Genomic DNA, 14,387 nt, shown 5'->3' on the forward strand with positions numbered 1-14,387 from the left:
ATAATGCGGCTGCGCGGACCCACGTAGATCGGGCCGGTGTTCTGCGTTGACATGACGCCCTGCACGCCCATGGAGACGGTGACATCGCCGATCTCGGTGGGCGTGACCACGTCAGCCTGGATGCGACCGTAAGTGAAGGCCCCCGACTGGCCCTTGCCGCCGATCTGTACGCCGGCGCCGACGCGCCCGCCCACGTGAATGCAGGCTGCGGTTCCCTTCACCCGATAGAAGCCGGGGCCGCGCTCGGGGCAGGGCTCCGCGCCCCACAGATCCGGGATATACGGCCGGCGCGGAAACGCCGCGGGCGAATCATAGCTGGCGAGGCGCGGCAGCTCGGGCGTCGCCGGAGGCTGGCGGAACAGATCAGGCGAGCGATCAAGGCCGAAGGCCTTGACGACATCCGGCGCTGCGCCGAGGCGCGGGGCGGGCGTGGACGTTGGCTGTTGCGAGAAGCTGAAAAAGCTGGGCGGCTCGGGCGGACTGGCCAGCGCCGGTGAGAGAAGGACGATGAGCGCCCCTGCGGCGAGCGCCGGCAGCGGGAGCTTGCGCGTGATTGCCCGTCGGGCAGGGGCCGTCCGGCTGATGGTCATGATTGGCATCTGCTACCCCGCATTTCCGGCTGGCGCTCCGTTAACGGCAACGTCAGCAGTAACAGGCGCGGGCAGGATAACCGGGACCAGGCGCGGGCTCAAATGGCTATTTCACGCAGCAGGTTGAGGCGGGCGCGCCGTGCGCCGGCCCCTGGCGTCATGTCCGCGCGAGCGGTGCGGGGCCAATCTAACAAGCGATCAATTGCCATCAACAGGCCAGGCCGCTGGCGCAAAAGATAATTCTGCCCTGAAGCCAGGAATGTCAGCCAGAATCGTTCAAAAATCATCTGGCGCCAAAAATAACATGTTGCACCGCTCCGAACGTGGTCGTATGAATCAGGTACGACGCAGTATCCGAACGGAACGCGTGTTCCGGAGCAACGGTTTGCGATCAGGCCGGTGAGTAGGCCAAAAAAAAGGCCACGTCAGAGACGCGGCCATAAAGTCTAGGGAGGAAACGCCCAAGGAGGGCTGCAGCATCGCTGCTGCAAAGTCTCTATACGCGTTCTCCCGATTCCTCGCAAGCTATTTGCGACAGGAACGCTGTCCTTTTTCGCTGGGCGCCTATGTGTCCGGTGCATGACGCTTTGGCCAGGCAATATCGGCCGACTTCATTCTGAAATTCGCGTGTTGGATGGGCCTGCTGATGGCGGCGGGGCCTTGCCGTGCTTCGTTGGAGGACGCCTCCGCCCACCCTGGCAATGATGGGACATGCCATGACGCCAGGGCCCAATCAGCCTGCCGCGCCAGGCCTGCCTGAAGGGGCGGGAGGCGGCCCCTGCGGCGCTGGCTTTTCCCGCAAGGACATCCGTCATACGAATTCGCGCGCCGATCGCGGACGCATCAGCGCCCTGGCAATCAGTGAGCCGCGAATTGCTGGCGCGCCGTCCGGCACCCGGTCCGGGGGGACGGACGGCGGCTGTGGTGTTAACGCCCATTCGGGGAAAGCGGAAACCACGCCAACAAAAAGCGCCAGATCAACAAGTGGGGCATTCCAACCGGCGTTTATCGGAATGCGCCTGCGTGAGAGGCCGCTGTGGTCGCGGCGACCGCCGCTGTGGGCCGCGGGATGCCCTGATATGGAAGGCAGGGGCGTCCGTTGCCCCTGAAGACCGATAACTCGCCCGTCTCGGGACTGCATGAACGGGGAGGTCGGCTGGCCATCTGGGCCGGTTCCAGTCCGCGGGAGCCTGGCCCGTTCTGTCTTGCCACAACCGGCGTGCATCAATCAACTGTATTCCGGACAAAAGAAAAGCCGCCCGGAGGCGGCTTGTCTGGTGCGTCTGCACTGTAAGGGCCCGGTTGCCCGGCGCGTCAGTGCGTGAACGCGCCCCGGATCTGGCTGACGCCGCTGCGGACCAGCGCTTCGGCGGTCTCGCCCTGGGTGCGCTGGCGCAGGATGACCTCGGCGGCGCGCAGGCCAGCGTCGGCGGCGGCGGAGCGGACCTCAGACGTCGCCTGGGCTTCAGCCTGAGCGATTTTGGCTTCGGCGGCGGCGGTGCGGCCGGCCACGAACTCGGCCAGACGGTTGTGCGCCTCCTGGGAGACGCGCGCGGCCTCATCGCGGGCGGCGGCGACGATCTCGCCAGCTTCCTTCTCGGCTTCACGACGCTTGGTCATGTACTCGTCGCGCAGGGCGCGGGCCTCGGCCGACAGGCGACGGGCTTCCTCAAGCTCGGTGGCGATCCGCTGGCCGCGCTTGTCGAGCAGATTGCCGATCGTCTTGAAGCCACCCATCCACGCCGCAATGCCGAGGAGGATGAAGAACGCGACGGCGACCCAGAATTCGGGCGTATTCCACATCGCTTTTACTCCTGAAAAGCGCCCGTTCAGCTGATCAGCAGCGAGCGCCCGAATTCCGGTAAATGTTGAAACCCACGTCAGGCGAAGGGCAGTGAAGCCCTCCGGCCATTGTGGGTCAGACCGCCGCGCTGTCCAGGGCGGCGTCGACTTCCGCGCGAGCCGGAGCGGCGCCGGTCAGACGCTCGACAATGGTCGAGGCGGCTTCCGCGGCGATGTCGCGGACATTGGCCATGGCGGCGGCGGCGTTGACGCGGATGGTTTCTTCCGCCGAAGCAATCTTCTGGTTCAGATCGGCTTCAAGCGCCTTGCGGCGGGCTTCGAACTCCGCGGCCATTTCCTCGCGGGCCTGATGGGCGATGGCCTGCGCGTTGGCGCGGGCGTCGGCGAGGGCCTTTTCATAAGCCGTGACGGCTTCCTCTGACTCGGCGCGCAGCCTCTGCGCTTCGGCCAGATCGCCGGTAATCTTGCTGTGACGCTCGTCAAGCACCCTGGCAATGCGCGGCAGGGCGATGCGGGACATCAGGAAATAGAGCACGGCGAAGGAGATCAGCACCCAGAAAATCTGCGACGCGAAGGTCGCGCTTTCGAAGGGCGGAAATGCGATCGCGCCGTGGACCTCATTGGCCACTGCCGTCGAGGCGGTATGGGTAGGGCTAGCCATGCGACCTAATCCTCAGGCGGAACCGGCTGGTTCGCTGCCCGCACAGGCGGGATTGCTTTTGTCGGCTCAGGATCACCGTGTCGCCAGGGCGTCCTGTTCGCCAGGGCGTCTTGGCCGAAATCCTGTCCGTATATTGGCCAGAGCCTCCGCGCCGGGCGTCGCCGCCTGCATGGGAACCTCCAGCCTGTCCAACGCCTGGCGCCGTCGCCGCCCGGTCCCTGTGGTTCCGGACGACGCCTTGGCTCCAACGCGCCAGGTAGACTGGCCCGGGAATGGACGCTGGGCGACCACTCCCGATGCGTCAATCAGACTGCGAACAGCAGCAGCAGCGCGATCAGCAGCGAGAAGATGCCCAGGGCTTCGGTCAGCGCGAAGCCGAGGAGCAGGGTGCCCTGCTGGCCGGCGGCAGCCGACGGATTGCGCAGCGCGCCCGAGAGGAACTGGCCGAACAGGTTGCCGAGGGCGAGAGCAGCGCCTGCCATGCCGAAGCAAGCGAGACCAGCGCCGATGTACTTGGCTGCAACGGGATCCATTTGAAAACTCCTGGTCGAAAAAGTTGGAGAGACTGGGATCAATGATGGCCCGGATGGAGCGCATCGTTGAGGTAGATCGTTGTCAGGGTGGCGAACACATAGGCTTGCAGCGCCGCGACAAGGAACTCGAGAGCGGTCAGAGCGATGGCCAGCGCCAGCGGCAGCGGCGACAGCACCGCCCACGCGCCGGCCGTCAGCAGGGTCACCACGAAACCGGCGAAGATCTTCAGGGCGATGTGGCCGGCCAGCATGTTGGCGAAGAGACGAACAGACAGGCTGATCGGACGCGACACAAACGAGACAATCTCGACAGCCACCAGCAGCGGCAGCAGCCAGCCCGGCACGCCCGACGGCACGAACAGCCTCAGGAAGCCAAAGCCATGGCGGTAGAAGCCGTAAATGATGACAGTGCCGATCACCAGGGCCGCAAGGCAGAAGGTGACGATGATGTGGCTGGTGACGGTGAAGCCGTACGGCAGCATGCCGAGCATGTTGAGAACCAGCACGAACATGAACAGCGAGAACACGAAGGGGAAAAACTTCATCCCTTCCGTTCCGGCGCTATTTCGCACCGTTGTCGCCACAAATTCGTACAGACTTTCGACGATGGACTGCATGCGACCGGGCACGACGGCGGCGCGACCGATGCCGCCGATCATCAGGACAGCGGTCAGCGCGACGGCGACCCACATGTAAATCGCCGAATTCGTCACAGCGATCTCATGGGCGCCGGCGTGGCCAAGCGTCACGATATTCTTGATCTGGAACTGATGGATCGGATCAGCCATGGCCCGTCAGGTCCCCTTCCTGTCGCCTCGCAACGCCCCGCCAGGCCCAAACGCCTTACGGTCCGTTCATAATGTCAATCGATCAGCGCTCGTTAGCCTATCCAGACTTCAAGCGCCAGACCGTGCGGTTCACACAATCGGTTTTTATTGCCCGGCGCCGTCTTTTTTATCTGACGGAACCTGCAGTTGTCCGGTTGCGCGCATAACGTTGTAGACGCCGGTCAAGAAGCCCAGCATCAAAAATACAATCAGTCCCCAGGGGGACACGCCCAGAAAGCGGTCCATCGACCAGCCAATGAGCCCGCCGGCGGCGACGCCAGCGATGAATTCAGCGGAGAGGCGAAAAGCCCGCCCCAGCGGCGATGGGCCAGAAGCAGCCTGTTTCGCCGCGTCCGCAGCCGCCTTGCGCGTCTCTACCTCATGAACAGCATCGAGCTTCGCGCCGAGGCGTTTCATCCGGAGGGCAAGATCGGAATCCGCCGCAGGCTGCTCGCCCGCGTGTGTGTTCCGCCTGTCCGGCCCGTCGTTGCTCATGGAGAAGCCGCCCTCTGTCCGCAAGGCCTGAGTCCAGAATTTCCCCATAAGCCGGCGGCACCATAATTTTTGCACTTTCCGGTGTCAAGGCTCGGAAAATCTATGCAAGTTATTGTAAATAAATAAATAAATTCATTTGGTGAATTGTGGCGGGGCAGCGGCTTGCGACATCGCTGCGACTCTTTGCGCCCCTGGGGAATGCCGGTGACGGCGCGACATGGACGAAAATGCGGTGAAACAGATTCGGGATTTCGCCGCATCCGGTTGATTTGGCGCGCCTTTCCACCTTTGGCCGCGTGATCGACGGCTGGGGCGGCGGTTGCCGGTCACATTTCCCGGCGGATCGCGGCGAATCTTCCGGGTCCGGGCATGGCGCTCGTTGGTGGAGGCGATCAGCCGACAAAAAAGCCGGCTCCCGCGGGAGCCGGCCGTCTCTTTGCGCCCGCGGGCAGAATCACTCGCCGAGCAGCGGCTTCAGTTCCTTGTCCAGGTCGGACATGGACAGGGCGCCGCGAACCATCTTGCCGTTGATGAAGAAGGTTGGCGTGGAGCCAACGCCCAGCTTTTGGGCGCGTTCGCGAACCGCGTTCACCCCGTCCAGCAGCTTCTGGTCCGCCAGGCAGCTTTCCACCTTCTCCCGGGTGAAGCCCGCCTGCCTGAGGAGGTTGACCAGTCCATCCAGAGGCTTGTCGGTGGCCGCCCAGTCGTTCTGGCGGGAGAACAGCAGGTCGGTGACCGGATAGTATTTGTCATTGCCCTCGCAGCGGGCGAGCACGAAGCCGCCGGCGGCGAGGGGATCGAGCGGGAATTCACGCAGGGTGAAGCGCACCTTGCCGGTGTCGATGTATTTCTTCTTGAATTCCGGGAAGGTGTTGTTGTGGAAGTCAGCGCAATGCGAGCAGGTCAGCGAGGCGTATTCGATGACATGAACTTTGGCGCTCTTGTCCCCCAGCGTCACGTCGCCGAGCGGGCCGGCCTCGGCAAGGTCCTGGGCGCTGACGGTTTGCGCCATCGCCGGGGCGAGTCCCAGGCCGCCGGCTACGGCAAGGGCTGAACCAACGGCCATGGTTTCCAGCAGTCGGCGGCGTGTGATCATCTCATGCTCCTGGCCGGGGCTGCCGGCTTTACAAAATTCACGAGGGACGATCGCGGCCAGATCTCCGCCGCGTCGGTTCGGTTGGTCGTCCACGCGCGGCTGGCGTTCGCGACGCTGGCGCATGGACCCTGGGCGAAGGTAATTCCCGCCAGAATTCAGGCGGAAGCATGTCTGAAGCGCAGGCCTGGATCAATCATTGACCTGGCGAATGGACGGGGACCCCGCAGCGCCGTCGTGCTGTCAACAGCCGAAGCGGCCAGAGCGCGGGGCCAGGCGTCAGGGCCTGGCTCAGCCGGGGCCTGGCTGGCTGAGGACGGCGGCGCCAAGTCGGGTCAGGGCGCCGCGCAGGCGTTCGTCTTCAACGCGGGCGGTTAGCGATTCGGCCTGTTGCTGCGCCTGCGGATCAATGGCCGGAGCCGGTGGCGGCGGGGCCGGGCGCGGCGGCGACCCCTGACGAATGAGGATTTTGCCGATGCAGCGCCAGCCGAAGTGGGCGTTGATGCGCTCGATGATCACGGGCGCGGTGTGCTGCAGCTCAAGGGCAAAGGCGCTGCTCGCCAGCACCTCGAGCGTCGCCGGAGTTTTTGGGGCGTCGCCATGGCGGGGCTGGCGCGGCCAGTTGATGCGCAGGGGCCGCGCATATTGCGCCAGGCGCGGGCCGACGATGTCCTCCCACGCCAGCAGGATATCGCTGGCGGCAAACCCTTGAGCCGCCAGCGCCTTGTCGAGACAGCGGTCGAGCAGGTCGGCAAGGGGAACCGGGCGGGAGGAGCGGGCGGGAGGGCTCATGACATGATGCTCATGGCGTTGTCGCGCGTCCCGGCGCGGGGCCGACCGTGCGCTACACGACGTATTTGTATATGCCTGCGACGGCGCGCTGGATAGCGCTATCGGCGCGGGAGAGCGTTTTCGGACAGCGACGACGCCGGTCCGGCTGGGCCGGGGCGGTTTGTCGGGTCGCCCGACGCGGTTTGCATCGGCAGTTTTCATGCGGGAATTTTCATGACGGCGGATTGTTCGTGACGCGTACGCCCCGGTTGCCATCCCCCGGACGTGGCCAGAATGGCGCGCGGGCCTTTGCCGCCCGGCGACGCGGCGCCGCGAAGCCGGCGCCGGTCGATGCGGCGGCCGCGCCCGCGCCGCCGGATCAGGAATCGTTGCTCCATATGGCGGCTGGGCAGACGTCCCAGGAGCCGGATCGGGGTGCGGCGGTTCCGGAAGCCGGCCCGGATCCGGCGGCGTTGCTGGGCTGGTATGACGCCCACCGGCGCACCCTGCCATGGCGGGCGCCGCCTGGCGCGCCGGCCGATCCGTATCGGGTTTGGCTTTCCGAAATCATGTTGCAGCAGACCACCGTCACGGCGGTGCAGCCTTTCTATGCGCGGTTTCTGGCGCGGTTTCCGGATGTGAACAGCCTGGCGTCGGCTCCGGCCGAGGCGGTGATGCAGGCCTGGGCCGGGCTTGGCTATTACTCCCGGGCGCGCAACCTGCACGCCTGCGCCCGCACCGTTGTGGCGGAGCATGGCGGCGCTTTCCCCGCCTCGCTGGACGGGTTGCTGGCCCTGCCAGGCGTCGGCCCCTACACGGCGGCGGCGGTTGGCGCCATTGCCTTCGACCTGCCGGCGGCGGCGGTGGACGGCAATGTCGAGCGGGTGATCAGCCGCATTTACCGGGTGGAGGAGCCGCTGCCGGGCGCCAAGCCGCGCATCCGCGCCCTGACCCAGGCGCTGGTTCCAGCATTGCGCCCAGGCGATTTCGCCCAGGCGATGATGGATCTGGGCGCGATGATCTGCACGCCGCGTCGGCCTGCCTGCGGCGTGTGTCCCTGGATGGGGTCTTGCGCAGCGCGGGCGGCGGGCGATGCGGAGACCTTTCCGCGCAAGGCGCCGAAAAAGGCGGTTCCCTCGCGATTCGGCGCGGCGTTCGTCGGCGTGCGCGCCGACGGGGCCGTGCTGTTGCGAACCCGGCCGCCGGAAGGATTGCTAGGCGGCATGGACGAACCGCCAGGCGGGGCCTGGCGGGAGGGCGACGCCATGCCGGCGTTGGCGGATTTGCTGCAGGAAGCGCCGTTTGCCGCCCCGTGGCGGCCCGCCCCAGGCGGGGTGCGGCACGTGTTCACGCATTTCCGGCTGGAACTTGTGGTGTTCGTGGCGATCGTCGCGACAGATTACGCCGCGCCGGCCGGCATGCGCTGGGTCCGTCGGGCCGATCTGGCGCGCTCGGCCCTGCCCAATGTCATGCGCAAGGTGGTGGCGCACGGGCTGGAGTTCGCCGGTCGCGCCCGATCCGGCGTGGAATGAAAAAAGCCGGCGCGTGGCCGGCTTTCATTTTTGCAGTGAGCCGTCGGTCGCTGCGGTTCAGGCGGCGGCGCGGTGTGTCTGGCGGTACTCGCCGCGCAGGGCGTCGATGTGCAGGCGCTGGCCGTTGCGTTCGATCATCCAGTAGGTCCAGCCGTTGCAGGACGGCAGGCCCTGGGACAGGGCGCCAATCTTGTGGATGGAGCCCACGGCCGGGCCGAGTTGCAGGGTTCCGTCGGCCCGCACCAGCGCCTTGTGGCGACGGCGCTCGTCTTCCAGCATCTCGCCAGGGGCGATCAGGCCGGCCTCGATCAGCGACAGGAAGGCGACGCGGGGCTCCGAGCGTTTGGCTGGCGCCGCGGCGAAGGCTTGCGGGTCGACCGGCGCCGCAGCGTCCACCCGCTGTTGCGCCGCCCTGGCGTAAACCGGATCTCGCTCGATGCCGATAAAGCGGCGGCCGAGTTTTTTCGCCACGGCGGCGCTGGTGCCGGAGCCAAGGAACGGATCGAGCACCACGTCGCCTGGATTGGACGACGATAGCAGAACGCGGGCCAGCAGCGCCTCGGGCTTCTGGGTCGGGTGCACCTTGCGTCCCCCGGCGTCCTTCAGCCGCTCGTCGCCGGTGCACAGGGGGATGAACCAGTCCGAGCGCATCTGCAGGTCGTCGTTGCCGCCCTTCAGCGCCTCATAATGGAAGGTGTAGCGCTTCGAGCGCGTCGGCGTCGCCCAGATCAGGGTTTCGTGGGCGTTGGTGAAACGGCGGCCACGGAAGTTCGGCATCGGATTGGCCTTGCGCCAGACGATGTCGTTGAGAATCCAGTAGCCGAGATCCTGAAGGATCGCGCCGACGCGAAACACATTGTGATAGGAGCCGATGACCCACAGGGCCCCGTCCGGCTTCAGCACGCGGCGGCACTCGGCCAGCCATGCACGGGTGAAGGCGTCGTATTCAGCGAAGCTGTCGAATTTGTCCCAGTCGTCGTCCACCGCGTCCACATGGGAGTGGTCCGGGCGGGTCAGGGCGCCTTCCAGCTGCAAATTGTAGGGGGGATCGGCGAAGACCAGGTCGACGCTCTGCGACGGCAGCCGTTGCAGCTCGGCGAGGCAATCGCCAAGAATGATCCGGTCCAGCGCCAGCTCGCTGGCGGCGCGCTGGTCTGGGGGGGAGCCCGGCAGGGCGGCCGACGCGGTCAGCCCGGTACGCACAACCTTGATCCGGGAATTGACGCCAGCGATCCTGGCTCGTGAAACTTCCATATCGCCCTGCCGGTTACGCAACTCACAGGACGGCATGGTGAACATACGAGGTAAAGGCGACGTTTCCGGTTTTGGAGGCGTGTCCCGATCCGGCACAGATGGGCTGGGGGACAGCCTGCGGCGCGGCGCGCTTAACCGTTGGCTAACCAGGGCGCGTCAGGCCGGAACGTCAGCGCGGGTTCAGTGCAAAATCCTGCCATACTGAATCTGGATCAAATTTTATCTCTTTGAATCAGAATATTACGCTGATCCGGCCGTTTGCCGGCGCCGCGCCAGTTCTTCGGCGTGCTCCGGCATCAGGCGGAACGGCGCGAAGCTGAGGCGGTGCCAGGGGGAGGCGCCATGGCTTTCGATGGCGGCGCGATGGGCGGCGCTGCCATAGCCCATGTGTTTGCCAAAGCCATAGTGCGGGCAACTGGCGTCCAGCCGCGCCATCATCCGGTCGCGCGCCACCTTCGCGACGATCGAGGCGGCGGCGATGGAGGCGACCAGGGCGTCGCCGCCGATAATGGCGTCGGCGCCGCAGGGCAGGGCCGGCCGGTCGCGGCCATCAACCAGCACGTGGGCCGGCAGAGCAGGCAGGGCGGCGACGGCGCGGCTCATGGCGGTGAGCGACGCCTTGCGGATGTCGGTGGCGTCGATCTCCCAGACCGAGGCGCTGGCGACGCTGACGTGCAGGGCCCGGGCCATGATCTCGTCATGCAACCGGTCGCGCGCCGCTTTCGTCAGCTTCTTGCTATCATTGAGGCCGTCCGGCACGTCCGCGGGATTGAGAATCACCGCGGCAGCCACCACCGGGCCGGCGAGGGGGCCGCGCCCGACCTCATCGATGCCCGCCACTGGCCAGACGCCGCGCGCCCGCAGCCGTTCCTCCCGGTCGAACACCGGGCCTTCCGGAAACAGGATCAGCGAATCAGCCTGGGCTTCAGTCTTCAGTTTGCGCGCCATGGCCTATAGGTGAACCGGGCGCGACGGACGATCAACCCTGGCGGCGTTCCAGCCGTCGTCGCGCCGGCTTCAGGCATGGGCGGCGTTGTCGAGAAAAGCGATGCCATTGGCGTCCGCTCGCGTTCGGATGCGGCGCACGGGATCAATGTGGCGGCGGGCGGGGCGCGCGGCGGGGGCGTCGTCGGTTCCGAATAGCGACAGTTGTCCCTCCGCCACGGCGCTGTTGGGCGCGCGAAACTGGTTGATGTCCAGCCGTCGCCTTTCCTTGTTGAAGCCGATCCGGGCGCAGGCGAGCTGGAAGCGGCGGCCCGTCATCCAGGCGTAGGGGCCAGAGCCGACCATGCGATCCCCCCATGCGGCGTCGTAGTCCTTGCCGCCGCGCGACTGGCGCATCAGTGCGCGGGCGCGGCGGGCCTTGTCCGGCCATTCGGTCTCCAGCCAGGTCCACATGGCGTCGCGCACCTCATGGGGCAGGCGCAGCATCACATAGCCGGCTTCGCGTGCGCCGTGGGCGTGCGCGGCCTCAAGAATGCGTTCGATCTCGTCGTCATTCACGGCGGGAATCACCGGCGCGACCATCACTGAGGCCGGCACGCCGGCGTCAGCCAGCTTGCGGATGGCGTCGAGGCGGCGCGACGGGGTGGCGGCCCGCGGCTCCATGGAGCGCGCCAGCTTCGGATCGAGCGTTGTGATCGACAGGGCGACCTTGGCCAGGTTCTTCGCCGCCATGCGCGACAGGATGTCGATGTCGCGGGTGATCAGCGCCGATTTGGTGACGATGCCGACGGGATGATTGAAGCGCTCCAGCACCTCAAGAATCTCGCGGGTGATGCGGTAGCGCTGTTCGATCGGCTGGTATGGATCAGTGTTGGTGCCCATGGCGATGACGCGTGGCTCATAGCCCCGGGCCGACAGCTCCTTCTCCAGCAACCGCGCGGCGTCCGGCTTGGCGAACAGCTTCGTTTCGAAATCGAGGCCTGGCGACAGGCCCATGTAGGCGTGGCTGGGGCGTGCGAAGCAGTAGACGCAGCCGTGCTCGCAACCGCGATAGGGATTGATGGAGCGATCGAACGAGATATCCGGCGAAGCGTTGCGGGTGATGATGGTCTTCGGCTTCTCGACGGTGACTTCCGTGCGGAACGGCGGCAGGTCGTCCAGCGAGTTCCAGCCGTCGTCCACGTCCTCGCGGGTATGCTTTTCGAAGCGGCCGGTGGGATTGATGAGGACGCCGCGGCCGCGTCGCCGCTCCGGCGCGATGCGCTGGCGCGCCCCCCAGGGCTCGCCGCCGCCATGAGCCATGGCGGGCATGTGGGCCATGGCGGGCATCAGGTCCACGTCCTGACAGGCGACAGGGGCCTGATTTTCCAGGGTTTTGCGGGATGCTTCGCTCATGTCCGCGCCTCCGTTCCGGATCCCGGCCAGACTCACCCGGCCTGTGGATATCATAAGAACAAAATAGGAACATTGACAAGCGGGGCGGTGATGCGCGCAGACGTGGTCGCGAGGTCGGCAATTCACATTCCTCGCGTTTTGCATAAACAATGCGGCTGCTGCTGCGTTGTATGCAGGGGCTTGTTGAGCAGGGGACACGGCATGCGGTGGGAAGATTTCCGGACCTCGGAGAATGTCGATGACCGGCGCGGCGATGGTCCCTCGGGCGGCGGCATGCTGCCGGGTGGTCGTGGCGGCCTCGGGATCGGCACGATCGTGGTGCTCGGACTGGTCGGCTGGGCGCTGGGCATTGATCCGCGCCTGCTGATTTCTGGCGCTGAAATTCTGTCCGGCGGCGGAGGTCCCGCCTACGAACAGCAGGCGCCGCGTCCGCAGCAGGGCAAACCCTCGGCGCCGCCGCAGGACCAGACCGGCCGGTTCGCTGCAGCGGTGCTCGGCAATACCGAGGACGTGTGGAAGGTGGTGCTGCCGCAACAGCTGAACGTGCGCTACCAGGAGCCGCGGATGGTGCTGTTCTCCGGTTCCACCCGGTCCGCCTGCGGCGCCGCCCAGGCGGCCATGGGTCCGTTCTACTGCCCGGTGGACCGCACGGTTTACATCGACCTGTCGTTCTTCCAGGAAATGAAGCAGCGCTTCCGGGCCGGCGGCGATTTCGCCTACGCTTATGTGTTGGCCCATGAGGTGGGACACCATGTGCAGAACCAGCTCGGCATTCTGGACAAGGTGGAAGGGGCCAAGCGCTCGATGTCGGCGGCCGAGCGCAACGCCCTGTCCGTCCGGGTGGAGCTGATGGCCGACTGCCTCGCGGGCGTCTGGGCCAACAACAGCAACCAGAAATACAATTCCCTTGAAGAAGGCGATGTGGAGCAGGCGATGAACGCCGCCGCGGCCATCGGCGACGACCGCCTGCAGAAGCAGTCCCAGGGCTTCGCCGTTCCGGACAGCTTCACCCATGGCACCTCGGCCCAGCGCACGCGCTGGTTCATGACCGGGCTGAAATCAGGCAAGGTTCAGTCGTGCAACACGCTCAGCCAGAACGCGCAGCTTTGATGGGCGCGTTTGGCGCAGGACGCTGAAAAGCGCTCGACGCCATGTCAGCTTGCGGCGCTTTCATCGAGCGCCGCGCGGATGGCGCGGAAGTCGCGCCAGGCCAGGCGTTTTTGCAGGGGTGAGCGCAACAGATAGGCGGGATGCAGGGTCGGCAGCGCCCTGATCCCGGCGTCGCCCACATTGTAGGTGGACCAGCGGCCGCGCAGACGCAGGATGCCTTCGCGCACGCCGAGCAGGGCCTGGGCCGAGGGGCCACCGAGACAGACCAGCACGTCAGGATTCACCAAGGCGATCTGCCGTTCAATGAACGGGCGGCAGATGGCGGATTCCTGTGGCGTTGGCGTGCGGTTGCCCGGAGGCCGCCATGGCACGGTGTTGGCGATGTAGACCTGGCTGCGGTCAAGGCCGATGGCCGCCAGCATGCGGTCCAGCAACTGGCCGGAGCGTCCAACGAACGGCCTGCCGATGCGGTCCTCTTCCGCTCCGGGCGCTTCGCCAACGAACATGATCCGTGCATCAGGGGCGCCGTCGCCGAACACCAGCTGGCGCGCGGTGCGCTTCAGCGAGCAGCCGTCGAAGTCCGCCATGGCTTCCCGCAGGGCGTCAAGGGTTGTGGCGGCGCGGGCGATCTCGCCGGCCTGGAGCGCCACGTCGTCCGCCGCGCTGGCGAAGTTTGCCGGCGGCGCGGGCGCTAGGGGAGGCGGCGTTGCGGGGCTGGCGACCGGTAGCGGCGGGCGCGCGGCGGGCGGGGCTTCCACAGCGGCGGCGCGGCTGGCCGCTCCGGTCCGATCAGCGTTCTGCGCCCAGGCGGGAGCAAAACGGGGCGCCGGCGCGTTGACCTCTGCGAAGCGGTCGTGCGGCGTCTCGTCCAGCACCCAGTCAGCGCCGGCTTCCATATGGAACGCCAGCAGCGTTTCGAGGTCAGCAAGACTGTATTCCGCTGGATCAGGAGGCGGCCCGTCCGCCGTATCGCCGTTCATTCCGCGACCTTACGACAGCGCGCGGCGCGGCGCGACTGGCGCGACCGGGGAATGGGCGAGGGCAATGGGCGAAACGCCAGTTTCCCACTGGCCCAGAATTTCCGCTGGGCCGGAAACGCATTGGCTCAGGAGCGCGCCGGAGAAAGGGCGCATCCGGTCGCGCCAGGGGACAAGGCGCTGTTTCCCATGCGGCCGGGCGGGGGCGCCGGTCGGCGGAATTGACGCAGGCAGGCGTGGAAAGGGAGCGTTGATCCACATCAGTTCTTGTGAGACTGCCTCGAATGGTTCAAAAGTGAACGGTTTCTGGCCGCTTGCCCCATGGTCACAGTCCATCCGGTCGTGGCCGTGGCGAAGCGCCGTTTAACCGATTTGTCCGGTTCCGTCCCAGTGACGGCCGG

General features: G+C 66.4%; 13 protein-coding genes and 1 pseudogene. 2 read left to right on the forward strand and 12 right to left on the reverse strand.

Annotated elements, in window-relative coordinates; translation table 11 throughout:
- From IE243_RS01360 to IE243_RS01400, 8 genes are all read right to left on the reverse strand, one after another.
- On the reverse strand, window positions 1–590 hold a 590-nt coding region (locus IE243_RS01360; protein ID WP_191317539.1), incomplete at its 3' end, for a hypothetical protein.
- Window positions 591–1,904: 1,314 nt separating this feature from the next.
- Entirely contained in the window at window positions 1,905–2,393 is a 489-nt protein-coding gene (locus IE243_RS01370; protein WP_191317541.1) for a F0F1 ATP synthase subunit B family protein, read from the reverse strand.
- A gap of 115 nt (window positions 2,394–2,508) precedes the next feature.
- Window positions 2,509–3,054 carry a F0F1 ATP synthase subunit B family protein gene (locus tag IE243_RS01375; RefSeq protein ID WP_191317542.1) on the reverse strand — a complete coding sequence of 182 codons (546 nt, stop codon included), beginning with the start codon at window positions 3,052–3,054 and terminating at the stop codon, window positions 2,509–2,511.
- 305 nt (window positions 3,055–3,359) lie between these two features.
- The gene (locus tag IE243_RS01380; protein ID WP_132002207.1) at window positions 3,360–3,587 is read right to left on the reverse strand and encodes a F0F1 ATP synthase subunit C; all 228 of its coding nucleotides are present in this window, start codon (window positions 3,585–3,587) and stop codon (window positions 3,360–3,362) included.
- Window positions 3,588–3,625: 38 nt separating this feature from the next.
- Complete coding sequence (locus IE243_RS01385) at window positions 3,626–4,375, reverse strand: F0F1 ATP synthase subunit A (protein ID WP_191317543.1); 750 nt, start codon at window positions 4,373–4,375, stop codon at window positions 3,626–3,628.
- Between the two features lie 144 nt (window positions 4,376–4,519).
- On the reverse strand, window positions 4,520–4,909 hold the full coding sequence (locus tag IE243_RS01390; RefSeq protein ID WP_191317544.1) for an AtpZ/AtpI family protein: 390 nt from the start codon (window positions 4,907–4,909) through the stop codon (window positions 4,520–4,522).
- A gap of 454 nt (window positions 4,910–5,363) precedes the next feature.
- A complete protein-coding gene (locus tag IE243_RS01395) occupies window positions 5,364–6,005 on the reverse strand; it encodes a DsbA family protein (RefSeq protein WP_191317545.1) in 642 nt (213 codons plus the stop codon).
- A 288-nt stretch (window positions 6,006–6,293) separates the two neighbouring features.
- Window positions 6,294–6,794: a DUF721 domain-containing protein gene (locus IE243_RS01400; RefSeq protein WP_191317546.1), complete on the reverse strand. Its 501-nt coding sequence runs from the start codon at window positions 6,792–6,794 to the stop codon at window positions 6,294–6,296.
- Between the two features lie 377 nt (window positions 6,795–7,171).
- Here IE243_RS01400 and mutY point away from each other — a divergent pair, with 377 nt between their 5' ends.
- A complete protein-coding gene (gene mutY, locus IE243_RS01405; protein WP_191317902.1) occupies window positions 7,172–8,305 on the forward strand; it encodes an A/G-specific adenine glycosylase in 1,134 nt (377 codons plus the stop codon).
- A gap of 57 nt (window positions 8,306–8,362) precedes the next feature.
- On the opposite strand, the gene IE243_RS01410 is transcribed toward mutY, so the two are convergent.
- The 3 genes and pseudogenes from IE243_RS01410 to IE243_RS01420 form a co-directional block, all read right to left on the reverse strand.
- Window positions 8,363–9,559, reverse strand: a complete 1,197-nt coding sequence (locus IE243_RS01410) for a site-specific DNA-methyltransferase (protein ID WP_191317547.1) — start codon at window positions 9,557–9,559, stop codon at window positions 8,363–8,365.
- A 240-nt stretch (window positions 9,560–9,799) separates the two neighbouring features.
- Window positions 9,800–10,507 carry a ribonuclease HII gene (rnhB, locus tag IE243_RS01415; protein ID WP_191317548.1) on the reverse strand — a complete coding sequence of 236 codons (708 nt, stop codon included), beginning with the start codon at window positions 10,505–10,507 and terminating at the stop codon, window positions 9,800–9,802.
- A 189-nt stretch (window positions 10,508–10,696) separates the two neighbouring features.
- Window positions 10,697–11,815: pseudogene (locus IE243_RS01420) on the reverse strand (PA0069 family radical SAM protein); the annotation flags it as partial.
- A gap of 285 nt (window positions 11,816–12,100) precedes the next feature.
- Between IE243_RS01420 and ypfJ the strand changes: the two are divergent.
- Window positions 12,101–13,009: a KPN_02809 family neutral zinc metallopeptidase gene (gene ypfJ / locus IE243_RS01425; protein ID WP_191317550.1), complete on the forward strand. Its 909-nt coding sequence runs from the start codon at window positions 12,101–12,103 to the stop codon at window positions 13,007–13,009.
- 44 nt (window positions 13,010–13,053) lie between these two features.
- On the opposite strand, the gene IE243_RS01430 is transcribed toward ypfJ, so the two are convergent.
- Complete coding sequence (locus IE243_RS01430) at window positions 13,054–13,989, reverse strand: uracil-DNA glycosylase (RefSeq protein ID WP_191317551.1); 936 nt, start codon at window positions 13,987–13,989, stop codon at window positions 13,054–13,056.
- Between the last annotated feature and the right edge of the window lie 398 nt (window positions 13,990–14,387).

This window comes from Camelimonas fluminis, from assembly GCF_014656355.1.
In the GTDB taxonomy this organism is placed as follows: domain Bacteria; phylum Pseudomonadota; class Alphaproteobacteria; order Rhizobiales; family Beijerinckiaceae; genus Camelimonas; species Camelimonas fluminis.

Coding starts and splice junctions, on each gene's coding strand:
- IE243_RS01370 (WP_191317541.1), bottom strand. CDS start 2,393: ATGTGGAATACGCCCGAATTCTGGGTCGCCGTCGCGTTCTTCATCCTC.
- IE243_RS01375 (WP_191317542.1), bottom strand. CDS start 3,054: ATGGCTAGCCCTACCCATACCGCCTCGACGGCAGTGGCCAATGAGGTC.
- IE243_RS01380 (WP_132002207.1), bottom strand. CDS start 3,587: ATGGATCCCGTTGCAGCCAAGTACATCGGCGCTGGTCTCGCTTGCTTC.
- IE243_RS01385 (WP_191317543.1), bottom strand. CDS start 4,375: ATGGCTGATCCGATCCATCAGTTCCAGATCAAGAATATCGTGACGCTT.
- IE243_RS01390 (WP_191317544.1), bottom strand. CDS start 4,909: ATGAGCAACGACGGGCCGGACAGGCGGAACACACACGCGGGCGAGCAG.
- IE243_RS01395 (WP_191317545.1), bottom strand. CDS start 6,005: ATGATCACACGCCGCCGACTGCTGGAAACCATGGCCGTTGGTTCAGCC.
- IE243_RS01400 (WP_191317546.1), bottom strand. CDS start 6,794: ATGAGCCCTCCCGCCCGCTCCTCCCGCCCGGTTCCCCTTGCCGACCTG.
- mutY (WP_191317902.1), top strand. CDS start 7,172: ATGGCGGCTGGGCAGACGTCCCAGGAGCCGGATCGGGGTGCGGCGGTT.
- IE243_RS01410 (WP_191317547.1), bottom strand. CDS start 9,559: ATGGAAGTTTCACGAGCCAGGATCGCTGGCGTCAATTCCCGGATCAAG.
- rnhB (WP_191317548.1), bottom strand. CDS start 10,507: ATGGCGCGCAAACTGAAGACTGAAGCCCAGGCTGATTCGCTGATCCTG.
- ypfJ (WP_191317550.1), top strand. CDS start 12,101: ATGCGGTGGGAAGATTTCCGGACCTCGGAGAATGTCGATGACCGGCGC.
- IE243_RS01430 (WP_191317551.1), bottom strand. CDS start 13,989: ATGAACGGCGATACGGCGGACGGGCCGCCTCCTGATCCAGCGGAATAC.